Source organism: Streptomyces endophytica, assembly GCF_026153355.1.
In the GTDB taxonomy this organism is placed as follows: domain Bacteria; phylum Actinomycetota; class Actinomycetes; order Streptomycetales; family Streptomycetaceae; genus Streptomyces; species Streptomyces endophytica.
The window spans coordinates 6,769,001-6,791,705 of sequence record NZ_CP110636.1 but is presented as its reverse complement, the minus strand read 5'-3'; the positions used below and the strand labels follow the sequence as shown (position 1 = coordinate 6,791,705).

Sequence of the window (22,705 nt, the reverse complement as noted above, 5' to 3'; positions counted from 1 at the left end):
GCGCGAACGCGCCCGACCACTGGCTCGTCCCGGAAACTTCCGGCGTTTTCGGGACGGCGGGGGTCTTCGACACGGAACGCCGCAATCATTTGCCCGGCACCAACTCCAAGAGCCGACCCACGCGGTGCCAGCCACCGACCAGGTTGGCTGCCAGTACAGAGCATCCGTAGAGGCCACGAGACTTCGTTTGGCGGCAGCGTGCGCTGCGACCACGCTGCACGAGTCGTGGCCCAGCACTACCAGCAGCGAGTAGTCCAGCACACTCACGCCGTGCTCACTACTGCCCAGAATTTCCGGGCCACTCTATGGCATGGGTTCCCGACCGTGGCCGTGGAGTCGGTAGACCAACTCGTCGGGGTAGCGAGTGACGCGGGCTAGTCGCCAGGCCGCGTCGTACGACATACGGCCGTGGGTCCCAGCCCGGAGGCGCAGAGCTAGGAGGCTTGTGGCTGGGTCCAGGGCCCATCGCCACAGGGTTAATCGCATTCTTGCTCCCCTGCGGCGTCGATGAGCGCTTGGGCTGTCTTCTCGTCGCCGTGCACCTTGACAGCCTTTGCGAGGATGGTCACGAATTCCTTGCGGCCTTCCTCTGTAAGGCCGGTCGCGAAGTCGTGGAGCAATTGGGCGATGACTACCCATCGAGCATGTGGTTGCCATCCCTGAACTTCGCGCACCAAATCCGGAAGACTCGTGCCGGCAGGAGGCCCGCCCAGCCGGGGCCAGTGCTCCGCAGAGCGCTCTAGCAGTGTGTAGAGACGGGCTGACGCAGGATTGGCGAGGATCTCGTTACGGAGGAATTCCGCACGCGCTCGCGCTTGCCTGCGGGCTAATGCGTCCAGTTCGTAATCGCGGCGAAGCCGATCCTCCTCACGAGTGTGTTCCTCGTGCCGCTGGGCCTCTTCTCGCTTGCGCTGCAGGCGCAGGTGGGTTTCCTTACGTTCCTGCTCCTGGCGTTGACGAGCCTCCTCGAGGGCGTAGCCCTGGCGCATTCGCTCTGCCAGGAGAGCTGCCCTCTGCGTGGAGTCATCGATGGCGAGGCGGACATGGCTATCCAGTACCTCGATGCCGTACCCAGCTAGCGGCAGCTGGTCCCGCAGGGCTGCGTTGATGTCCTGCTCGGCAACGTCACGTCGTAATACGTCGCACGATCCTGCCGCCTCATCTACGACTCTCCGAACGAGACGTGCTGCGTCGTCGGGATTAACTGCCGTGCCATCGGGCTCTGCCCGCCATGTCACCTGTACTTGCGCACCGAACCGCAGCGTCGGATCGCTGCTGGCCAGACGGTCGGTGAATGTTTGCGTCCACACAGCGGGTAGGGTTGGCGGCTCTTCTGCCGGAGTGTTCCGTCGCGGCCAGGGAATGAATCGCCTCACTCGGTGTCGGTCCCCTTGCTCCTGACGCCATCGCCGCTGGGGTCTGGGTCCTCCTGCTCCTGCACTGCGGCGTACAGGTCCTCGTCGAGGAGGGCGCCCAGTTCTTGTCGCACTGCCTCCCGTTCCTCGGAGAAGGGGCGGTCTTCACCTTGCACCCAGCCGTGTGCGCAGGCGCGTAAGGTCTCGCGCAAGACTCTTCCTTCCTCCGTGCCTCGTACGTCGACGGCCTTCCGCAAGGAGTCGAGGATGAGGGATTTCAGGGGAGGATGCCGTAGGGCTGCGTCCAGCCAAAGGAAGACTGCCGTGTCTACTTGCCTTGCGCCCGTTGGCCCTGGCCCTTCCGCTAACAGGGTTCGCCAACCCTTGACCAAACCCTCTGACGATGGGCGGAATCCTTCTTCATCTCCGGAGTTGGGATTCCCGAGGATCAGCGGGATGCCATCGCTGTTGGGGTCTGTGGTGGTCGCCAGAGCAGCGAAGGTCTGGCGACCGACGGTTTCCTTGATCTTGGCGTTCCCACACCAGCCGACGATGTCCTTGAAGAGCAAAGGGCGCACGGAGTCATCCGCCCAGAGAGTGCGCACGGCGGCCTGCAGTGCGTCTGCCACCTCAGTGTGCTCCGACTCCGCAGCATCCCGTAGGCGTCGTAGTGCCTTTCCGGTGTGGGTACGGCCGAACTTGCCCGCGCAGACAGACACGACTGCCAACGGCAGGGCAACTTCGGTCTTTCGCCTGCCCCAGGCTCGCAACATTGTATGGATGTAGGGGGCGCTGGCAGGGTGAATGGCGGCGTCGTCCAAGAGGGAGGTGGCAAGGGGCCACAACCCCTTAGCGCGCTGCTTGTGCCATTCAGTGACGATTTCCTGCAGCGGTTCCTGACGACGGTGGCGGACTGCCCAGCGGACAGCGAAATCACCGACCCTTTCGGCTAGTGCCCGCCGGTCGTCTATGCCGACGCTTTCCATGGCCACTTTTGGTTCGTCCAGCGGCGCCTGCGCCAGCCATTCTAGGAATGGCACGCGGGCGAGGGGACGGTCAGTCCAGAAGTATTCGAGAGCGGCGTCGTCCCAATGCGGACGCTGGAAGCTGAGTACACCTTCCTTCGTGCGGTCCGCGTGGATGGCTCGGGTCATGGAGATTACGCCGGGTGCCTGCTGTCCTGTCACCTTGACGTCGTCGCCCTCAAGCAGCTTGCTGAGGTCGGCGGCTTTGGCGTAGATGTGGCCAACAGGCGCTCCGCGGAGTACGGCAGCGGTCACCAGGAAGTTGCGTTGGAAACTAGTTCGGTCTGGCTTCTCATGCCATGTGTACAGCTGGTCTTCCCAGTTGTTGCGGGCAGCTGCGACGTTGGCTACTTGCTTGGCGATTGCGTCATCGGTGTCGGCGGTTTCGGCGCGGCGCTGCAACGCATCGAGACCCATGGCTTGGTTAGCGATGGTCCGCAAGGCAGTCCGTCGTGCCTCGCGCATGAGGTCCACGATGCGCAGCACCTCGGTCGGGCTCTGGCCGTCCAGGAGGGCTCTCATCTGTGGGTGCTTGAGCCATGCCGCGACGGGAAAGCTGGGCTCTTCGGCGCGCAACCATCGCTCCGCTACGTCGGCAGGCCGCGCGGCGCCAAGGTCAGGGGCCACACTGTCCGGAGCGCCGCGGCCGATGCGGCGCCACTGATCGGGCGTCGTGATCACGATGAGTCGGCAATTGCGCGGGCTGAGATGCTCCTGGACATCCTTCAGGTTCGCGCCGAACGAGTTGTGAATCTCGAAGTCGTCCTCGTCGGGGGAAGCTCAAGTACGTAGCCACGGTGGTGTTCACGTGGCAGACGCTTTGCAGGAAAGATCGAAGCGCTTCCGAACGAGAGCGGCCACACTTCCTTGATGAGTCCGTCGTTCAAGAGGCGGGACATGAGGGCGTAGGCGGTGATGTTGCGACTCGTGCCAGAGGGCCGGCTGAGGACCAGCACGGACCCTGCCGGTCGCAGAAGCGAGAAGGCGTCGTCGAACGTGCTGCGTTCGTTCTCGCCGAAGTAGCCCCGGTCCAGCTTCGTGTGCAGCTCGGCGTACACCTCACGGACGACGTCCAGGTACCCAGTGGAAATCGGTGCATGAGTATCGAGCGTCTGCTCGAATACATTCTTTACAGCGATCATCTCGCCGTTGTTGATCAGCGCACGCTGAAGGAGAGCTGCCTGATGAAAGGCTTCTACCGTGGACGGATCCGGCGCCTGCCGCTGCGACACGGCAGAAGAGTCCTCTGTCGGCAGATCAGGGGGCGAGCAGGGAGCAGGCTGAGCATGGGGATCAGCGCCGTTTGGCTCGATTGGGGAGGTATCAAGGGCCGCTGGCTCGGCCCGCGTTGTGCCTTGTGAGGAAGCATCCGCCGGAGGCGTGTAGTCCCCTTCCCAGCTTGGCGTCGCTGCGGGTGGCTCTTCTGTGTGACGGCGCTGGCTTTCGTGCGGTGTCGATGGTTCTGGCTCAGAGCCCTTGCCGGCCGCCTCGCCCTCGCTCGAGGCGGTTGCGGGTGAGGGCGTCTCTGTCTCGTGGGCGGAGTCACTATGTAACTGGGTGGTCTTCGCCTTCTCGGGCTCGTGCGGTAATGCTCCCGAGGGGAAAATGACTTGGGCCGGCGGCGAGCTAAGGGGCCTGTCAGCTGTTTGGGCAAGCGGCTCGTGATCCGGAGCGCCAGCCGCGTCAACGGGGCTCGGTGAGTCCTCAGCAGAGCTCGCCCCGTCGTCTACTGCTGCAGTAGCTGGGTCGCTTGGGGCGGGAGTTTCCGCACCTTCCGACAGGTACGGCGCTTGAGGCAGCGAATTGTGTTGTCCGCGCGGGTTGGGGTCTTGTCCGGCCGTCTGAGAGTCGCCGTGCTCGAAGTTCATGGTGTGCCGCCAACCTCAGCCGATTGATCCGTCGATGCGCAGCCCGACCTGCTCGCCGGTTTCCGTGATGGTCTTGGCGGTCTGCACCACGTGGGCTCGGCCGTTGGCCGTCATGCTCTGAGCGCGGATTCCCACCTGCTGACCTGAGACCTCGTCGGCATGTTGGGAGACTTCCGCCCCTGGCCGAGGGCGCTCTTCGTCTCCGAAGGGAAGGCCGCAGCCGTACACCTCTTCCAGGTCTCGCCTCAGCTGTGCGAGGAGGTCGCGAAGGTCATCGTCATCGCCCTGCAGCAAGTTTGGCCGCGATAGATAGACGCGGAGTGCGCCTTGAGCCTGACTGAGGCGCTCGAGACGCGCGTCCGTGAGTTCGGCAGCTCGCACCTGAAGGGCTGCAGATCGCCCGGCTACCTGCTCCGGTTCCTCGATTGGAACTCGCCCCGCTCGCCTATCTAGCACCGCACTTGCGCGGTCGAACAGAAACTTGACTGCCTCGGTCAACACCGTTCCGGCAAGCACCGGAAACGACAGCGGATCCATGATGTGCCCCTCCCCGTTCCCTGTCCTTGACCTGGCACCAGGAAGGAGTGCTGATCAAGGCAAAAGTGTGACTCACGGTATGGTCGCGATCACTGCTCCGGAAGAGGCAAATAAGCCAGTCCCGCGGCGGTAAGGCGAGGTGTCTTCAATGCCGAGCCAGTGCCTGGAAGTTTGGGGAGCGGTGTCCCGTGTGGCTGGAGCACGCCTCCCTCTTGCAGGTCCGTCACATCCTTGAGCCGGGCTGGCAACAGAGTGGATCCTTACCGGGCCTCATGTGAGACGGCCGCAGCGATCCCTCCCGCGCCAGCGGGGCACCGTCCCCTCAACGACGCGGCGACGACGCCCTCATCGCCCAGCTGGACTGGGACCGCGATCTACGCTCTGTCTCCTACAACACGTGCGGGGGGCGGCAGCCTCCAACCGCGTGCTGTGGGAAGGGCCGGTCGCTCGCGGAGGGACGTTTCTCCTGGCCGTGCTCGCCGTCGCGGGCGGTGCTGCTCGGGCCCGGATCGCCGGCGGCTCGGACGCTCAGTGTGGCCTGGTCGGCTTTGGCCGGGCAGCAGAGCTCTTGAGCTTGGAACGGCGGGCCAGCAAGCAGATCGCAAACGCCGTGCGGGAGCCGTTCAGCCGGGTCGCTAGCGCAGCGGCCCCGCTCATGCGGTGCTCGGATCCTGCCGTCGTCGACTCCACCGAGCATCTGCTGAATGCCGTCTCCGAGGTGGAAAACACGGCTCGCTTGGACGCCTCCCTGGCTGCGTTCGGCAGGGCCGTAGATGCAGTCACCGCACCGTGGCATTCCTATTGGGCGCGGTGGCGTGCGAGGCGAGCCGATGGGGCACGGTCATAGGATCAAAACCCTGGTTACGCACAGCAGTCTGCTTCTAGCCTTGTGTGACTGACGATAGTCAGTCGCGAGAACGGCGAACACTGGAGTGCCGGATGGTTCTGCCCGCACGACTCACAGCCGCATTGGGACGACACCCCGACGACCTGGACGAGGATGACCTTCAGCGCGCGGTCGACAGCCAGATACCTGAAGGTGTCGACCTCGACTGGAAGAAGGACTTCTACAAGGGCACCGACGCGGGCAAGAAGGAACTCGCGAAAGATGTGAGTGCCATGGCCAATACCGTCGGCGGCTTGGTCGTCGTCGGCGTTGACGACGGGAGCAAGGACCATGCACACGAACTTTCACCCCTTGAGCCAGCACAGGGCCGCGGCGAGGAGTGGATCCGCTCGGTGCTCGCGAACTGGATCCAGCCGGTCGTCCCCCACATCGGCGTGCGCTCCCTGCGGTCCGCCAAGCACGACGGCAGGATCTACTGGCTGATCACCGTTCCTCGCAGCACGCAGGCGCCGCACGCGGTCGCCGCTCCGGGCAACGACTACAACTTCCGTGTGCACGTCCGGAACGGCACAACAACCCGGAGCCTCGCCGAATCCGAGATCGCGCAGCGCTACCGCGACCGATTCCAAGCCGCGTCCGACGACATCGCCCGCCTCAACTATGTCGCCGAGGCGGGCCTCCGCTATCTGGTGAACGACGTGAACACTCCATTGCCCAATGGCGGCACCCGCGCCACCGACCTCTACCCCCTCTGGGCCAGCCTGACCGCCATCCCAACAATCCGCGGAAACTACTCCGTGACCACCTTGAACGAGCGAAACGCGGCCTTTGAACGCTTCCACAAGCTGGCTGGAGCGGCGTTGACGGACAAGATGCAACCCCGCCATCCCGTCCTGGCCGGTCGCCGCCAGGTCCGCTTCGAGGGCGCCCCTATCGGGCAGCTCCACCAGGACGGCTCCTTCTACGGCGCAATGCCGCTCGACTACAAAGAGGCACAGTGCGACCGCGACGGCGCCAACGCACTGTCCCAGATCGGCCTCGAACTACACCTGGTGACGTTGGTACAAGCCGCTTCCGCCTGGGCGGTGGAGAGCGGCGCGACGGGCGAAATCCTCCTCGCGACGGCACTCCACCGCTTCGACGACAAGGATGTGCGCCTTAACAACTCGGAGGACCCCGGCCTGTGGGGCTCCGCCGTTGCTCTGCCTTCAACGCCAGTACGGACCACGGCGGATCTCGTCGCCGTCGCCACCAACATGCGCGAGGCCATCACCATGGCCTACACGCTCGCCTCCGACCTGTTGGCCGACATGGGAGCCCATGAGCCCGGCATCCTGACTCCCGAAGGAGACCTCAGGGTCGAACGGCTCAACTCCGGCTGGAGACACAGGCTTACGGGCTGGAAGTGGTAGCAGAGGTGCGCGAGAAGGCCGCTGGCGTGGGGCTGCTCGCGCGCCTCTTTCCCTATTCAGCGGCAGGCCACCTGCGATAGGTTGCCGCGTTCTCATCGCGCGGTCGATCCAAATCTCGATCATCGCCCCGCTCGTGGTGTGGATCGACGGTTCGCCCTGGTCGATCGTGCCGCCGTCACTACCATGAGTACTCCAACGGACGGGGGATTCGTGCAGGATGCGCGTCTCAGTGAGCTGGCCGCTCGCGTACGGGAGTTCGGCGAAGGCGGAGATCCGCGACGTGTGCTCGAGGACGACGCTTTGGGCGTCGCGTCGGAACTCTTCGCCTCGGTCAATGGGCGACCCGAAGAGGCCGACCCTGATGTCCTTCACACCATTGCCGCGTTCTACTGGGCCCGCTCCCTGGCGCAGAGGCGCGGCGCCCTTGCAGCCCGGGACCTTGAGACAGCCATCGGTGTATTCGGCCTGCTTTACCTGGTCGATCACCGGCGAGTGCCGCGTGAGCTGTGGCCCCGGCTCGCCGATGAGACCGGATACGACCCGTGGAGCGACCCGGTGCAACATGCGGCAGATCTGGTCGTCGATGCTGAGGAGACAGGTGACATCGCTGCCCTCGACCAGGCCATCAGCCTGATCAGGACCGTCACGGACAGCGATGACAACTCATACCGGGACACCGTCCACGGCCTTGCGCTCCAACACCGCGCGGCTCTTCCCGACCGTCCCGCGGTGGAACGGAGTGCCGACGCAGATGCCGCGGTGGAACTGCTGGGCCGTGTCGCCGCTCTCCCGGAGCCATCCGCTGTACGGCGCGCGAGCCGCGGAATGTCCTACGCCGATGCCCTCGTACAACGCTTCGAGGTCTCAAGAGGCATCAAGGATCTCACCCGAGCCGAGAGGGCCTATCGGGATACTCTCGCGGTCGCTGCCGGGGACGCCCCTACGTATGCGCGTGCGGCGGCCGGGCTTGGTTCGACTCTCGGCCGCCGTGTGGAAGCAGCGGAGGCGACAGCGGGTGACGAGGACGGCGCCGTACCGGTGCTGCGGGAAGCGGCCGGGTGGCTGCGCCGCGCGGTCGACCTGACGAACAGCAATGGTCGCGAGTCGAACCTGGCCAACCTCAGAAGAGTGATGAGGCTTCTTCTCGAACGGACGTCCCACGCCAGGAAGGCCACGGGGGTTCCGCTGTTCAACGACGCCCATGCGGCAGAGGACGACCGAGCAGACCATGCGGACGATCCCGTGGTCCGGCGCCAGGTGGAAGCCTTAGTCGATCTTGCTTCGCAGCTCTCGTCACGCGTGGTGACCGAGAGCGAGGCCATACGCCGAGTGAAGGATCAGTCCCTTGAGCTCTCGGAGGCCGCCGTGGGCTCCGTGGTGCTCGGGGCCTTACGTCTCGTACAGGCCGGCACGCCGTACGATGCGGTGCCGGCGCTGACCCTCGCTCTGGAGGCCGCGCGCTCCCGTTGGGCTGCCGGACAAGGAACGCCCTGGTGGTGGGCGGCCGATGCTTACGTCGAAGCAGGACGGCTCGCGCTGATCGAGGTGGCCGACGGGCTGCTCTTCCGCCGCGCCTGTGCCGTGGCGGACGAACAGATCGCCGTTCTGCGCGACAGCGGCCGCGCCGAGCACATCGCTGAACTCGCCGAGACACTGTTCGCCGCAGGGCTGCTGCGGGTCAGCCCGTATGTGGGGAACATGTCGGGACTGTCCTTCGAGTCGGCCCATGCTCTGTGGCGCGAACGCCAAGCTCGGCGCCGCTCCATCCACCCCGACGATTCCGTCGCACCGGAAACTGCGGAGATGCCTCCTCCACTGGTCGCCGCCGAGGAGGCGGTCCGGTATCTGCGCGAGGCCGCCGACCTGTCGCGCGAGCACGAGCGGGGGCGTGTTCTCAAGGCGTTGGCTGAAGCCCTGTCCATGGTCGCCGGTCTCAAGCAGGAGTCGCATGACGAGGAGATCCGGGCGGTTGCCCGTGAGGCGTTCGACCTGCTGGACCCGGTCAGGGATCCCCTCACCCATCTGTACCTGCTGAGAGTCCTTTGCTTGCTGAGTGAGCTCTCGCTGCCCGGTGACCTTCAGGATGTCCTGCCATTGCCGCTAGCCGCCATCCGGGACCGACAAGGGATGCAGGGGGCCGCGAGCGTCTTCGCCGAGGCGCTCACGCTTGCGGAGGAGGTCCGCCGGCCCGACCTGGAGTTCCAGCTGATCGAGGCCGCGGACCGCGAACTCCCCGACTTGCCCGCGGATTCCTACCGTCGTCGCCGCTGGGCCAGTGAGGTGCACTGTCTGGCGGACAATCGCCTGGGCTGCTTCGCAGGGCTGATCCGAGTGGAGGAAGCCGCGGGACAGCTCCGCACCCGCGCGGACGAAGAGGGCTGGCCTCCCGAGGAACGTGCGGCGACCCTCATCCACCTCGCCGCGCATGCCAGGGGAGACGAGGAGGAGCACATCGGCCGCGCTCTGACAGCGGAGGCTCGGGAGCTGGCTCCGGAGCTGTGTCGCCGGTGCGGTCCCGCACTGGACTATCTCGACGGCACACTCTCGTACGACATGGGGCTGCGCATGTCGGGGACAGGACAAGAGGCCCTCGCCGCACGTCACTTCGCCGATGCACTCGCCGCCTACGCCTTGTGCGGCCAGATCGATATGGCGCTGAACAGCCTCGATGCCGCATCGCGCAGTGCGCTCGCAGCCGACGAAAGCAGCGTCGGCGTGGCCGTGGCAGCACTGATCCCCGCCGCCGTATGGCTGCGGGGCGGCATCGACGAAGTCATCGGCTGGAAGCTCCGGGATCTGTACCAACAGCTGATCCTCAAACTGAGCGGACCCACCATCCCTTACGGCCTGATGATGGCAATTCACCAAGCCGCCAAAGGGATTGACTTCACGGTCATCACCGAACAGCCCGGCCCGTTCACACCCTCCGCAAGCCTCTCGCGACTGCTGGACCGCATCCGGGCGGACGAGGCGCAGCTGTCCGGACCGCTGAGCGAGCCCGAACTGCCGGGCCCCGAAGAGGCCATGCTCTTCTACGTGGGTACCGGCGAGTCCGAACTCGGAAGCGACGCCGAAGCGGAGCACCGCAACACGCAGCGTGCCGCGGACCGGTGGATCAGTCAGGAACTCCTGGCCACCGGCCGCATGGACCGCATACCGATGATGTTCCCTGACGAGTTGCAGGCACTCCTGACCGAGGACACGGTCCTGCTCTCGCTGTATCTCGGCCACGCCCGCCGGGAGGGAACCGAGACGCCGGTGACCTCTCTGTCCGGCATGGCGATGACACGCGACGACACGGAGCACCACACCGTGCTCCTGTCGAACTTCGAAGCCGGACTCGTTCGCTTCACGCGCGCAGAGCACTCTCTCTCCGCACACCCGGTGGCATTTCACGTCGGTGCCCTAAGACAGGCCATCATCGCGGACCCCCTGCACCGGGCTGTCAGCCGTGAGGCACAAAAGCGGCTCAGGGAGGACAGCGTCCCACATCTAGCGGGCTTCACCGCTTCGCTGGACGGCTGGCGGGCCCAGGGAAAGCGGCATCTGTGCATCTGGCCGAACGGCCCATTGCACTACCTCCCATACCACCTCCTGGAGGTCAACGGCCGTCCCCTCGCCGAGGACTGGATCGTCACTCAGGTGCCGAGCCTGGGCTTCCTCCGCACTCCGGCGCCCGGCCCTCACCGTCCGCCCGAGCGTGGGCTCGTCGCCTTCGCATCCGCGGCCGGGGGAACCCGGCACGGTCTCCTCGCTCAGAACGCCCTGGAAACACACGCCGACCAGGTCGCAGTGGCGATGCGCGGTCACGCGGTTCTGGGTGCCGCAGCGACACCGCGGCGACTGCTCGGCGAACTCGCCGACGCGCGTTACGTCCACGTGGCCGCGCACGGGGCCCACAACGAGTGGGCCCCGTGGTACCAGTGCCTGTTCCTGTCGCCGGATGCGGACAACGACGGTCGTGTCTTCGCCCACGACATTCTCCAGGCCGACCTGCGGGGCGTCGAACTCGTGACGATGAGTTCCTGCGAATCTGCTCTGGGTCGCTTCGACGTCAATGACAATCTGCGCGGCCTGCCCGCCGCGTTCCTGTCCGCCGGCGCTTCGGCCGTCATCGGCTGCCTATGGCCGGTTCACCCAGACGTGGCCACGGACTTCTTCGGAACGCTCTACGAGCGTCTCGCGCAGACACCGGACCGGCGGGCCGCCTTCCGCGCCGCGCAGTCGGCCGTCCGCGGCCGCCATCCGGCATTCCGCGATTGGGGCTCGTTCTGCTTCATCGGCGACTGGCGCCATTCCGATTCGAACCAAGGAGTTGCCTCGTGACCCATCTGGAACTGCCCCTGCCCCCGCTCCACGACATCGACCTGGTGGAGGTGCCCCGGCTGCAGTTGCCTGCCCCGCAGCATCGCATCGAAGGGCGGGTATCGCTCAGCACCGCCGTCGTTCATCCACTGACTGCCGAGGAGGCAGCCGCAGGCGAGGCGGATTGGCTCGGCTTCCTGACCGCGGAGGCGTCGCACAGCGACTATCTCCTCCTCAGCCTCACGTGCGCCTTCCGCCCGTCGGCAAATGGTGATCCTTTCGCCGACGCTGCCGTCGGCGTTCGTCTGGAGTCTTCTGATGAGCCTGCAGACCGACAGCCGATCGCTTGGTCGATCTCTCCCAAGAAGCGCTCCCACCCGGTGGAACGGGCAACCACCATTGGACTCAGTGCCAAGCTCGCGATCGTCGAATCCACGCTCGAAATCACCCCCGGCCAAGGCCGGGAGGACCTTTTCGTCATCGGAATGGGCGAAAGGGACAGTGACCCGGAGTGGCGCGTCCAGGCGACCAGCCGTCACCCCCTGATCGGCGACGAGACCTTCACGCTGATCGTCAAGGCCACTGCCGGCGCTCCCGTTCAGGCCCACGTGACGGTGGCAGCCACCATCAAGCATCGGCGATTCGGCCTGATTCCCTACCGGGCAGACCTCCCCGCCACATTGCGAACCATCGATCTGCGTCGTCAGACCGATCGGTGGGACCGAAACACAACGGCTGCCTTGCCTACGAGCGGCGCTTGACACAGAGCGAGCCGCCGGAGTGAAGTGATGCCGCCAGGCCAGTTCTGCTGCAAGGGACTGGACAGCAGGGAGAAGTGCGGGTGTTCCCAGCGGAACGCTGTGCGCGTACTCTCCGCCCGGCTCCGGCAAGCTAGCGTGGAAGTAGCGCAGGAGCGAGAGACCGCGGCGTCCTCATGCATGAGATGGGCTCGGATCGTGCAGCTTCTTCAATTGAAGACCACGCTTCGGAAGGCATTGCGGATGCGGGTCAACGGTTCGCGGTCGCGGGTGTAGTAGAGCTTGTTTGTCAGCAGGACGGCCCAGGTTCCCCGCTTGGGGGAGATCCACATGCCGGTGCCGGTGAATCCGTAGTGCACGTAGGTGCGGTCGGCGGGGTCGGTGCCGGGGGCGGGGTGCCAGAAGAGACCGCGCACGGGCTCCAGGGTTCCGGTCTGGACGCTGAGCGACTCCTCGACCCAGCTCGGCCCGAATCCCGGCGCTGCGGGGGCGGTCGTGGGGTCGAGCATGTACCGCAGGAAGCGGGCGAGGTCGTCGAGGACGGAGAAGGTGCCGGCGATACCGCAGACGCCGCCGAGGAGGCGGGCGGAGAAGTCGTGGGCGGTGCCCTTGAGGTGGCGGCCGGTGTCCTCGTCGAGTTCGGTCGGGGCACAGCGGACGGTCAGCTCGGGTAGCAACGGGCCGAAGCGGGTGTGGGCCATGCCCAGGGGCTGCCAGATGTGGGTGTGGGCGAGTTGGTCGAGGCGCCGGCCGGAGAGGTGTTCGGCGAGGTAGCCGAGGATGAGAGCGGCCCGGTCGGTGTATTCGACGGCCTCGCCGGGCGGCCGGTGCAGGGCTTCGTGAAGCACGCCAGCCCGGATGGCGGCCGGGTCGGTGCCGTAGAGGTTCTTCAGCTGGGCTCGCAGTGGTACGCCGGCGGTGTGGGTGAGCAGGTGGCGGGCGGTGACCTGGCCGAGGGGGCGACCTGTGGCCTCGGGCCAGAAGGTGTCGAGGGGCTCGTCGAGCGGGAAGGAGCCGTCTTCCCAAAGGGCGCCGACTGTGGACCAGACGGCCAGGATTTTGGTCAGGCTGGCGACGTCGAAGACCGTGTCCGGCCGCATGGGGATGTCCGGCTCGGCGGGGTCGAGGACACCGGCGGTACCTCTGGCCTTGATGCCTGTGGCGTTGCCGGTGGCCCACACCGCGCCGGGGTAGACCTTGTCGCGGACGCCGTCCGCCACGAGCTGCTTGATCCGGTCGGTGCTGTCTTCCATGAACATCTCCGATGTCGCGGTGCGGGCCCGCCCGTCAGCGTAGTGACGCGGGCGGGCCCGGCCGGGGAACGTGGCGGGGCGGTCAACTGATCCGGTGGCCGACCTCGGTCAGGGCCCTGGCGGTGGCGCTGAGCGGGTAGCGGGCGGCATTGCTCCGCCCGGCCTGCCGCAAGGCAGCGAGCAGCCCGGGGTTGTACGAAGGCGGTCGACGTCTCGGGTAACGGCTGCGGGGCGGGTGAAGTCGGTCGCGGTGCCGGAGGCGGCGAGCATTTCGGCCAGGCCGGGGACGGGCTGGTAGAGCACGGGCAGGCCACAGGCTTGGGCTTCGAGGGCGACCAGTCCCATGGCTTCGAGGGTGGTGGAAGGCATGACGAGCAGGTCGTGGTCGGTGAAAGTTCTCCACAGCTGTGGGCGGCGGAGCCAGCCGAGGTACCGGATCTTGACGCCGGACCGCCGTACCGCGCGGCTGAGGGTGCGGAACTGGTCTTGCGGGGCGGCGATGCTCAGCTCGACGCCCTGTACGGCCGCCAGGGCCAGCAGCAGATTCTCGGCGCCCTTCTCCGGCGTGAGCCGCCCGGCGTACAGCAGCCGGAAGGGACTGCCTGGCGGACGGGGCCTCTGTGCGGCGGGTTGGCCAGGAGTCGGTCGGGGATGCCCCAGGGAATGTGGGCGATCTTCGCGCGGTCGGTGGTAGGCGCGATGCGCAGGAGCCGGTCTGCCATGGCCGGTGTCGGCACGACGATGGCGTCGGCGAGCCGCACGGCTTCGGTCAGCACTTTGTGCTGGTGGCGGTGGGCTTCGGCGAACAGCAGGTCGGTGCCATGCACGAGTGCGATCCGCGGGTGCTCGCGCAGGGCCCTGATCAGCGCGGGGGTGCCACCGAAGGTGAGGTGCTGGAGGTGAAGGACGCCGATGTGGTCCGGGTCGATTGCCTCGGCCAGGGACCGTTGGAGGGCTGCTACGTAGCGGTGGAAGGCCGGGCCTTCGAGACACTTGCCGACGACTGGCAGCAGGCCGAGACCGGCGGGCAGTTGGGGGCTGGGGCTGGCGGGGGCGAGCATGAAGGCTTGTGCGGGAATGAGGGGCCTGTCCCCGGTGTAGAGGTCGAGGAAGAGCTCGACGCTGCCGCCGGGGCTGGGGAAAGGGAGGTCGAGGGCAGTGGCCACCTTGACGTTCATGGTCGGCAGCCCCCAGGGATCTCCTCGTACAGGCGGGAGGTCTCGATTCCTTGGCTGGCTGTGTACTTGAGGCCGTGCTGCTGGTAGCTGGCCGCAGCGCCGAGGGGCTGCAGGAAGACGAGCTTGCCGAAGGTCATGCCGGGATAGACGCGGACCGGCTGGCTGGCGCGGATCTCCAGGGTCCAGCGGATGGCGTGGCCTTGGTGGCCGAGCGGGGCGGAGACGTGGACCCAGATCCCGAGGGCGCCGGTGGTGCGGTCGCCGTTGAGGAGCTGTGCGTAGGTCTCTGAACCGGTCTTCTCGTGGGTGACGCCGAGGTAGAGCACACCGGGTTTCAGGACAAACCCCGTGCGGGGGATGGAGATCTCGGTGGACGAGGTTGGGGTGGCGGCGTCGAGGTCTCCGTCGCAGATGCGCAGGTGGTTGCCGAGACGCCAGTCGTAGGCATTAGGGGAGAGCCTGTCGGGGTCGTACGGGTCGATGGTGATCTCGCCCGCGGCGTGGGCTGCGGCAATGGCGGGGCCAGTGAGGATCACGGCGCCACCGCTTCCAGTTGGGCGACGTCCCGCCAGAAGGCGGAGGGCTTGGGCCCGCTGGCTGCCTGGTACTTGCCCGAGTAGGGGGTGATGGGCCCGACGGCGACGAAGAACATGATCTGCCCGATCTTCATGCCCGTGTAGACGCGTAAGGGGCGGATGGGGGAGAGCATCAGAGTCCATTGGCCGTGGAAGCCGATGTCGCCGATGGGGCGGTGATCTCGACGAACAAGCCGAGCCGGCCGACGGAGGAGCGGCCGAACAGGAGGGGGACGAAGGTGTCGGAGCCGACCTGCTCGACGGTGTGGCGCAGGTAGAGCTGGCCGGGTTTGAGGACGTAGCCGTCGGCGCCGATCTCGATGCGGTGGGTCGGGTTGGACCGGTGGGCGTCGATGACAGGGGCTTTGTAGGTGAGCAGGGTCGGGCCCAGGCGGACGTTGTAGCTGTTGGGGTTGACCTGCGCGGCGTCGAAGGGGTTGATGCGCAGGCGGCCGTCGACCTCGGCTGCGGTGATTTCGGGGCCGGTGAGGATCATCGGTGAGGTCCTTCGGTCAGGATCCGCTGGAGGGCCTGGCGGAGACGGATGCCGGCTTGGTGGGTGCGGCCGTCCAGGTAGCTCTCGGCGAGGTAGTCGGTGGACAGCACGGTCGGCAGAGGCGGCGGCAACGGTGCCGGTTCGGTGATCAAGGGGCCGGCGCTCTTGGTGAGGTGCGCCAGCAGCGCGCCAGGGTTGTCTCTCAGCGCGTCGGGGACACGGGCGTGGACGAGCTGGTTGTTGAAGGGCTCGATGGTGAGGAGGTCGCCGAAGGTGAGGACGTCGTCGAGCTGAGTGGAACGCAGGGCGGTCTCGTTGAGGACGACGGCTTCGGCGCCGAGGGCGGTGTGGAGTCGGGTGGCGAGGTTGGAGAGGAGGCGTCGTCGATCGAGAGCCTTGCCTCGGTACGGCTCGGCGACGGCGCCGATCGGCAGGGCCAGGCGATCTCTGAGGTCCTCGCTCCGGGCATGGACGGAGGCGAGTTGGGGCGGTAGCGCTGTCGTGCCGGTCGTGCCGGTCGTGTCGGGGAAGCGGGCGGTGTGCCCGGCCCATCGTGCGGGGGCCGGTCCGGCGAGGGCGTAGCCGACGCCCAGTTCGCGGCCCTTGAGGACGAGGGTCTCGCCCACATGGATGGGGCCGTACTGGTCGCTGTGGCAGTGGCCGGCGAAAATCACGTCGAGAAAGGGGCAGGCGGCGGCCAGTTCGAGGTCCTCGTCGAAGCCGCTGTGGCTCAGCACGACCCAGGCGTCGACTTCGTGGTGGTGCGCCAGCATCACTTCGCGCAGGGCCTGGGCCGGGTCCGTGACTCGGTGCCCAGCTCGCTGTTCGACGGGGATGGAGCGGAACGCCTGCTCGCCGATGACCGCAGTGACGGCGACGCGCCGGTTGCCGATGCAGACGGTGTGCAGGCGGCGGAAGAGGGGTTCGCCGGTAGAGCCCTCTACGGCGTTAGCGCACACGGTGATGTCCCGGACCGCGGGTTCGAAGTGGTGGACCCATCCGTGGTTCCCGGGCGCGATCACGTCGTAGAGGCCCTGGAGGATTGCGGTTTCGATACGGCCGTGGCCGAGGCGGTAGTAGCCGCTGCCTTCGAAGAAGTCGCCGCAATCGACGATGAGCGTGTCCCGCCGGATGGCGTGCAGGTGGGTCAGCATCGGCAGGGCGTTGTCGAACGACGAGTGGACATCGGTGGTGGCGACGATCCGTTGCAGTGCGCGTGGACACGGGGTGACCTCGCAGATGTCGGCGCCGAGTGCGAGCAGCTTGGTGGGGAAATCAGCGTGGCCTCGGCGGAGCTGTTCGAGGCCGCCGAGGGTCGTGACGCCGCCGGCGGTGAGGCCGGCGATGAGTAGGGCCGACCCGGTGCGGATGTCGGTGGCCTCCACTCCCGTGCCGATCAGCTGCTGTGGCCCGGTCAGGCGGCACTGGGTGGGGGAGGTCTGGTGGATGTCGGCGCCGAGGCGAGCGAGCTGGGGGATCAGATTGCTGTGACGCCCGGGGTTGATCGCGTCGGCGAACAGATGGGTGCCGTGCATTCCAGCGCCAGTGCCATCAGAGCGGGTTCGAAGTCGGCGTCGAGCCCGCGGGGAGAGAGTGAGGCGATGGCTCGCAGGGGCTGGTGGGTGGGCCGAGTGCCCTCGGCACGGACGTGGAGGGCGTCGTGCTGGGCGTCGACGGGAATGCCGAGCCAGCGCAATGCGGCCACCATCGGCGCCACGTCCTTGCTGCGTACGCCCTCGACGCGGCCGTTTCCGCGGGTGGCAGCGATGGCGCAGGCCAAGGTGCCTGCTTCCACCTTGTCTCCGGGGACTTCCCAGGCCACCGGCTCCTGTGGTGCGGAGGCGGGCGGAGTCAAGGAGAGTACGCGCTCGTCGGCCCGTGTCTCCCAACCAGCCACCTGGAGTGCTTGCAGGACGCTGATGACTTCGGGCGAGAGGTTGGGCTGGCCCAGCCGCAGCGGTCGCCCGGCGACGACGGCGCGCAGTATTGCCGCGATGCTCGCGCCGCGGGAGCGGAACGGCAGCATCACCGACACCGAGCCGGTGCGGCTCTCACCGGCTTCGACGCTGTAGCCGTGGTCGTTGACGAGCGTGCGGTCGCCGAACGCCTCGTACACCTTGAAGTGCTGCTCCATCCCGCGGTCACCGATCCGGCAGCCGCCCGGCCACGGCAACACGGCCCGCCCGTGAACGGCGAGGAGAGCCGGAACCAGGTAGTACGAAGCCCGGATACGAGCAGCGGTTTCGTGGAATTCCGGCGCGATGTGCACACCGTCGCTCGGCAGTACAAGGGCCGTGTCGGGCTTGCCTACCGGGTGGGTGATGCCGTGGCCGGCGTGCTGGAGCAGCCTGAGCATGGCCTGGACATCGTCGTTGGCCGGGACGTTGGACAGCTGGACGGGCCGGCGCAGTACGGCTGCCGCAGCGAGGAGCGGCAGGGCGGCGTTCTTGGAGCCGTCGACGGTCACGGTCCCGGAAAGCGGCGGGCCGGGACGGATGGCGATCACCTCGGAGGTAATGGCTGGTGTCCGAGCGGTTGTCACGGTCGTCTCCTCGGAAGTGGAACGGGTAGTGCGACTTCGGGACTTGAGACTGCTTGGAGGTGGACCTCCGCCCAGCACCGCTTGCCAGACGCGGTCGGTTCGGTGCCGTACCGGTCGGCCAGGGCCGCGACGATGGACAGGCCCCGACCGTGCTCGTCGTCCTGGCTGGGCGACCGGGGCCGGGGCAGATCGCGAGTGCTGTCGCTGACCTCGACCCGAATGGCGTTGCCATCACAGCGGGCAGTCACGGTGACTGCGCCGGGACCTGCGTGCTGCACGGCGTTCGAGAGCAGTTCGCCGGCCATCAGTTCAGCGGCGTGGAGTGGTTCGCTGCCGGCAGGCAGGCCCCAGTCGCGTATCGCGGCGACGAGCCGACGCCGCGCGGACGCCGCGGCAGCGGGTGTACCGAAGACAGACAAGCGGATGTCGTGCACTTCCATGAGTGGCCTCCTGGATGGGTGCGGCTGCTCCACGCAACCGCTCCAGGAGCAAGCGCAACCAGTCCGTGTGCTGGGGCTGCATCACTTATGCACGAGCTGCATCACAGCCAAGTGCCAGTCCATTACGCTCGGTTGAGCAGGCAGGATCGGCGACGGCGGGAGGAGCCGTGGCGCAGATGGCCGAAGCGCAGAGTGAAGCGAGACGGATCGGTGAAGTGATCCGTCAGGCACGCGTGTTACAGCGGCGCTCGCAGAAGAACGTCGCTGCCGCACTGGGGTATCACCAGTCCAAAGTGAGCCGCCTGGAAGCCGGCAGAGGTGCCCAGGACGTCCACATCCTGCGCGAGATCGCGCGGGTGTTGGGCATCCCGCCGCACCACCTCGGCCTCGGCGCTGCTCCGGATGCCACTTCCTCCAACCCAGAGACAGAAGACATGCACCGCCGTACCTTCCTCGCTGCGGGCGTCGCCGCGCTTGCGGCCCCGACCACTCCCGCCGGCGCACACCAGGATCTGATCCAGTCCCTTCTCCCCGGCCCGAGCCCTGCGGCCACAGACCCCGTACCGGGTCTGCAGGAGATGCGAGATCACGTCGCCGCCGCACGCCGCCTCTTCTCCACCTGCCACTACACGCAGCTGGAGCGCACGCTGCCCGGACTGATCGGGCAGCTCCGGCAAGCCATCGGCGAATCCCCCGGCTCGACCGACCTGTCCGGACTACTGGCCACGGCCTACCAGACCTCGGCAAGCCTGCTGCTCAAACAGAGCGATCACGGCAACGCATGGCTCGCGGTCGGCAGGGCCATGGCCGAGGCCGAGCGCTCCGGAGACCCGGTGGTGCTCGCGTCCAGCGTCCGGGTACATGCCCACGCCCTCGCCCGTGCCGGCCACACCACCCAGGCCATCACCCTCGTCCGGCACACCGCCGACCAGCTCACGGGCGGTACGATCAGCGATCCCCGAAATACCTCGCCGCGCTCGGCCTGCTGCTCCTGCGAGGCGTCACCGCCGCCAGCACCGGCGCCGACCGCTCCGCCACACAGGACTTCCTCATCGAGGCCAAGGAAGTCGCCCGCTACGTCGCGCTCGACCGCCCCGACGCCTGGGCGAATTTCAGCCCGACCAACGTAGCCCTGCACGGCGTCAGCGCGGCCGTTGCCTTCGGCGACGCAGGAATCGCGCTGCAGACCGCCCGCCCCCTCATGCGACGCCACATTCCCGTGCCTGAGCGCCGCGCTGCCCTCTGGGTTGAATCCGCCCGCGCCTACAGCCAGCAGGGCCGCCTCGCCGACGGCTACCAGGCGCTGCGCATCGCCGAGAGCTGCGCGGCCCAGGACATCCGCCGCCCGGCGGTCCGGGAGCTGGTCGCTGACATGGCCGCCCGTGACCGCCGTCGTACCCTGCCGGAACTGCATCACTTCAGCCGTCGACTGGGAGTCCCCGCGTGAGCGAACAGCCTGACCAGCAGACCAAGAAGCCGTTCCTGTACGTCGTCGTATGCGCGTCCGGAATCGCCGACGACGTCGGCAAGCTGATCACGGCTGCGCAGGAGACGAACTGGGATGTCGGTGTCATCGCCACCCCACAGGGCCTCGGCTTCATAGACACGACGGCGGTCGAAGCGCAGACCGGCTACCCCATCCGCTCGGCCTGGCGTTCACCCGGCGATCCTCGGCCCCTGCCGCCCGCCGACGCCATCGCGGTCGCGCCGGCCACGTTCAACACGATCAACAAGTGGGCGGCCGGGATCTCCGACACCCTCGCGGTGGGCATCCTGTGCGAGGCGTACGGCTTCGGTATTCCGACCGCCGTCTTGCCGTATCTGAACTCGGCCCAGGCCGCCCATCCCGCGTACCGGCAGAGCTTGGACCGGCTGCGCGAGATGGGCGTCCTGATCGGTGGGTACGAGCCTCACCAGCCCAAGGCCGGCGGCGGGGCCGACCACTTCCGGTGGGAGGAAGCGCTGGAACTGCTCGCCCCGCAGGTGTCGGGGCGGTCGTGATCACCGGAGTCGTGGACGCGGCGCCTCCTGGTGGACGACTGCCTCCAGGGAAGGAGCAGCAGGGGGACTGCTGCGTGGACGCTGCGGCCGGGGTACGGACGCGTTCGGGGCGATGTACCCGAGGTGGTGCAGTCACCAGACCAGGACGTCACTGATCGACTCGGCGCTGCCCAGTTCACGCTGCTGAGCGGCCTTAGTCAGCAGGGCGACGATGTCGTGGCCGGCACCCTCGGCCTGGTCGAGAACAGCGGTCAGCGCGTCCCGGCCAAGCTCGGCCTCGAGGCGGTCGGCGAGGTGGGGGAGCGCGGCGCGGATCGTGGCGGCGTGACGCTCCCGGGCCGGGTCGGGCAGTCGCTGTCCGTAGGTACGCATGGCGGCCAGTGGACCGGCGGCAGTTGCCTGGTACGCGACGCGCAGGCGGTCTGCGGCCTGTTGAGCGGCCTCGGCCTGTTGGACATGGCCGCGGGCGGCGTGCCAGCGGGCAGCGCCGATGACGGCAAGGATCATGACGTCGAGGACCAGGGCAGTGGCGGCACCGTCCTGACCGCTGCTGAGCGCGATCCCAGAGTGGACGATCTGGTTGGCCGCGCGACGCAGGGCGTACATCTCCTCGTTCTTGGCGCGGATGTGGGAGCGAGCGGCGCGCTCGAAGTACCGAGCGGCTTCTCGCAGTTCTGCCTGTGTGGGCCGAGCGAGGTTTGGGCGAGGGCGTCGAGGACCTCGCCGACTCCGATCAGCTGGGCCGCTGTCGCGCTGTCGTCGTCGGACGACATCGACGCCAGTGCGGAGCCAGTGGCCTCGGCGGCGAAGTGGCGGGCGCGGACGGGCGCGGAGGCTGCGCTGCGCTCCAAGACTGCGGGAGGCTCGGGCATGTCCGTCGTGGCCGTCAATCGCTTTCGGATCCTGGGCAGGGACAGGTCCGGGGCGAGTTTGGAGCCGGAGAACCAGACAGGTTCGTTGTCTTTGTTGCGGTCGCCGACCATGGCGACCGAGTAGCCGAGCACGTCGCCGGAGGGCGCGATCCGCTTCTTGACGCGTACGCCTTCGGCGGCGAGCCGGTCGAAGAACTCGCTCTCGTCCATGGCCCCGGCCAGCGCCCGATGGACGCGCTCACGAAGGAGGTCACGTGAGGTGGCGTTCTGACCGCGACGTTCGGCCTTGTGGCGCTCGGCGCTGGTGGGGCGCTTGGCGGCGGTACCGTCACCGGGCGCGATGCGGCGGAGGCCGTAGTCGGCCTCGATGCGGCGGGCCTCGGTCTGGGCGCGGCGGGCTTCGTTGTGGAGGCGTGGGCGGCGGCCGTCGTCGCGGACGAGGGTGGCGATGATGTGGATGTGGTCGTCGGCGTGACGGATGGCCGCCCACCGGCAGGCTTGCTCGTCGCCGTCGGGGCGATGCCGGTGGCGGCGACCGTGCGGCGGGCGATGGCGGCCCAGTCTTCGTCGGACAGCACCGGGTCCTCGGGGCTGGCCCGCACGGAGATGTGCCACACGTGCTTGTCGGGGCGACGGTTCTTAGTCAGGGCGTTGACGGGCTGGTCGAGCAGGCGCTGCAGCTGCTCATAGGTGGCGCTGAGGTCGCGGCCGGGGTCGGGGGTGAGCGGGTCGAAGGCGGCGACCAGGTGCGGGTCGATGTGCTCCTCGTGGGCGCCGGGGCCGTAGAGGTAGCGGATCAGGCCGATCGTCTCGCTGCCGCGCTTGTGGATGCTGGGGATCACGCCGACTCGCTGCCGTCGCGGTGGGCGAGGAGGGCATCGGCGGCTTCCTCCATGCGGCGGGCCGCGTCGTGGACCGCCTGTGCGGTGGCGTTGAGGTGGGGTGCGTCGGCGCCGGAGTTGAGGGCTTTGGCGACCTGGTTGAAGAGGCCGTGGATGCGGCCCAGGTGCCGGCGGGCGGCGAAGATCTCGTCGAGGACTTCCCGTTCGGTGGCGATCTCGGCGGCGGTGCGGGTCAGGTCGCGGGCCGCCTTGTCGACGGCGTAGGCGAGGAAGGCGGCGTTGGTCATCTTGCAGTGGGCGGCTGCGGCGGTGAAGCGCGCGTACTCGGGCTCGTTCATGCGGCAGCTGGGCTGGTGCAGGCGCTTGAGCGGCTTCGGCTGACGGGCGCGCTGACGCTTC

General features: G+C 67.6%; 14 protein-coding genes and 4 pseudogenes. 5 read left to right on the top strand and 13 right to left on the bottom strand.

Going from position 1 to position 22,705, the window contains the following annotated elements; translation table 11 throughout:
- Positions 1-476 precede the first annotated feature (476 nt).
- The 4 genes from OJ254_RS30285 to OJ254_RS30270 all read right to left on the bottom strand — a co-directional run bounded on the left by OJ254_RS30285 (position 477) and on the right by OJ254_RS30270 (position 4,785).
- Positions 477-1,310, bottom strand: a complete 834-nt coding sequence (locus OJ254_RS30285) for a hypothetical protein (protein WP_265364925.1) — start codon at positions 1,308-1,310, stop codon at positions 477-479.
- Positions 1,311-1,372: 62 nt separating this feature from the next.
- A complete protein-coding gene (locus tag OJ254_RS30280) occupies positions 1,373-3,061 on the bottom strand; it encodes a hypothetical protein (protein WP_265364924.1) in 1,689 nt (562 codons plus the stop codon).
- Between the two features lie 44 nt (positions 3,062-3,105).
- Complete coding sequence (locus OJ254_RS30275) at positions 3,106-3,612, bottom strand: hypothetical protein (RefSeq protein ID WP_265364923.1); 507 nt, start codon at positions 3,610-3,612, stop codon at positions 3,106-3,108.
- A 651-nt stretch (positions 3,613-4,263) separates the two neighbouring features.
- Entirely contained in the window at positions 4,264-4,785 is a 522-nt protein-coding gene (locus tag OJ254_RS30270; protein WP_265364922.1) for a hypothetical protein, read from the bottom strand.
- Between the two features lie 939 nt (positions 4,786-5,724).
- On the opposite strand from OJ254_RS30270, the gene OJ254_RS30265 reads away from it, so the two are divergent.
- From OJ254_RS30265 to OJ254_RS30255, 3 genes are all read left to right on the top strand, one after another.
- Positions 5,725-7,044: an AlbA family DNA-binding domain-containing protein gene (locus OJ254_RS30265; RefSeq protein WP_265364921.1), complete on the top strand. Its 1,320-nt coding sequence runs from the start codon at positions 5,725-5,727 to the stop codon at positions 7,042-7,044.
- A gap of 282 nt (positions 7,045-7,326) precedes the next feature.
- Entirely contained in the window at positions 7,327-11,370 is a 4,044-nt protein-coding gene (locus tag OJ254_RS30260) for a CHAT domain-containing protein (protein ID WP_265364920.1), read from the top strand.
- Positions 11,367-12,110 (top strand): hypothetical protein, encoded by a 744-nt coding sequence (locus OJ254_RS30255; protein WP_265364919.1) that lies wholly within the window; start codon positions 11,367-11,369, stop codon positions 12,108-12,110. The genes OJ254_RS30260 and OJ254_RS30255 overlap by 4 nt, the downstream gene beginning before the upstream one ends.
- A 206-nt stretch (positions 12,111-12,316) precedes the next feature.
- Here OJ254_RS30255 and OJ254_RS30250 read toward each other — a convergent pair whose 3' ends face one another.
- The 7 genes and pseudogenes from OJ254_RS30250 to OJ254_RS30220 form a co-directional block, all read right to left on the bottom strand.
- Complete coding sequence (locus OJ254_RS30250) at positions 12,317-13,360, bottom strand: serine hydrolase domain-containing protein (protein ID WP_265364918.1); 1,044 nt, start codon at positions 13,358-13,360, stop codon at positions 12,317-12,319.
- An 82-nt stretch (positions 13,361-13,442) separates the two neighbouring features.
- Positions 13,443-14,538 (bottom strand): annotated as a pseudogene (locus tag OJ254_RS30245) (glycosyltransferase family 4 protein).
- Positions 14,535-15,074 carry a dCTP deaminase gene (locus OJ254_RS30240; protein ID WP_265364917.1) on the bottom strand — a complete coding sequence of 180 codons (540 nt, stop codon included), beginning with the start codon at positions 15,072-15,074 and terminating at the stop codon, positions 14,535-14,537. Before OJ254_RS30240 ends, OJ254_RS30245 begins: the two are co-directional and overlap by 4 nt.
- Positions 15,071-15,609 (bottom strand): annotated as a pseudogene (dcd, locus tag OJ254_RS30235) (dCTP deaminase). The gene OJ254_RS30240 and the pseudogene dcd overlap by 4 nt, the downstream one beginning before the upstream one ends.
- The gene (locus tag OJ254_RS30230) at positions 15,606-17,144 is read right to left on the bottom strand and encodes a metallophosphoesterase (RefSeq protein ID WP_341483760.1); all 1,539 of its coding nucleotides are present in this window, start codon (positions 17,142-17,144) and stop codon (positions 15,606-15,608) included. Before OJ254_RS30230 ends, dcd begins: the two are co-directional and overlap by 4 nt.
- A complete protein-coding gene (locus OJ254_RS30225) occupies positions 17,087-18,076 on the bottom strand; it encodes a UDP-N-acetylglucosamine 1-carboxyvinyltransferase (RefSeq protein WP_265364916.1) in 990 nt (329 codons plus the stop codon). The genes OJ254_RS30230 and OJ254_RS30225 overlap by 58 nt, the downstream gene beginning before the upstream one ends.
- 71 nt (positions 18,077-18,147) lie before the next feature.
- Positions 18,148-18,591 (bottom strand): ATP-binding protein, encoded by a 444-nt coding sequence (locus tag OJ254_RS30220; protein WP_265364915.1) that lies wholly within the window; start codon positions 18,589-18,591, stop codon positions 18,148-18,150.
- A gap of 176 nt (positions 18,592-18,767) precedes the next feature.
- On the opposite strand from OJ254_RS30220, the pseudogene OJ254_RS30215 reads away from it, so the two are divergent.
- Together OJ254_RS30215 and OJ254_RS30210 are read left to right on the top strand one after the other, a co-directional pair.
- A pseudogene (locus OJ254_RS30215) lies at positions 18,768-20,038 on the top strand (helix-turn-helix domain-containing protein).
- Positions 20,035-20,592, top strand: a complete 558-nt coding sequence (locus tag OJ254_RS30210; RefSeq protein WP_265364914.1) for a flavoprotein — start codon at positions 20,035-20,037, stop codon at positions 20,590-20,592. Before OJ254_RS30215 ends, OJ254_RS30210 begins: the two are co-directional and overlap by 4 nt.
- On the opposite strand, the pseudogene OJ254_RS30205 reads toward OJ254_RS30210, so the two are convergent.
- Both OJ254_RS30205 and OJ254_RS30200 read right to left on the bottom strand, forming a co-directional pair.
- Positions 20,593-22,306: pseudogene (locus OJ254_RS30205) on the bottom strand (relaxase/mobilization nuclease domain-containing protein).
- Positions 22,303-22,644, bottom strand: coding sequence for a plasmid mobilization relaxosome protein MobC (locus OJ254_RS30200; protein WP_265364913.1), 342 nt, complete (start codon positions 22,642-22,644; stop codon positions 22,303-22,305). The pseudogene OJ254_RS30205 and the gene OJ254_RS30200 overlap by 4 nt, the downstream one beginning before the upstream one ends.
- Positions 22,645-22,705: the final 61 nt, after the last annotated feature.

Excerpts from the sequence above, each read along its gene's own strand:
- OJ254_RS30270 (WP_265364922.1), bottom strand. The coding sequence starts at position 4,785 with ATGGATCCGCTGTCGTTTCCGGTGCTTGCCGGAACGGTGTTGACCGAG.
- OJ254_RS30265 (WP_265364921.1), top strand. The coding sequence starts at position 5,725 with ATGGTTCTGCCCGCACGACTCACAGCCGCATTGGGACGACACCCCGAC.
- OJ254_RS30250 (WP_265364918.1), bottom strand. The coding sequence starts at position 13,360 with ATGGAAGACAGCACCGACCGGATCAAGCAGCTCGTGGCGGACGGCGTC.
- OJ254_RS30230 (WP_341483760.1), bottom strand. The coding sequence starts at position 17,144 with ATGCACGGCACCCATCTGTTCGCCGACGCGATCAACCCCGGGCGTCAC.
- OJ254_RS30220 (WP_265364915.1), bottom strand. The coding sequence starts at position 18,591 with ATGGAAGTGCACGACATCCGCTTGTCTGTCTTCGGTACACCCGCTGCC.
- OJ254_RS30200 (WP_265364913.1), bottom strand. The coding sequence starts at position 22,644 with ATGAACGAGCCCGAGTACGCGCGCTTCACCGCCGCAGCCGCCCACTGC.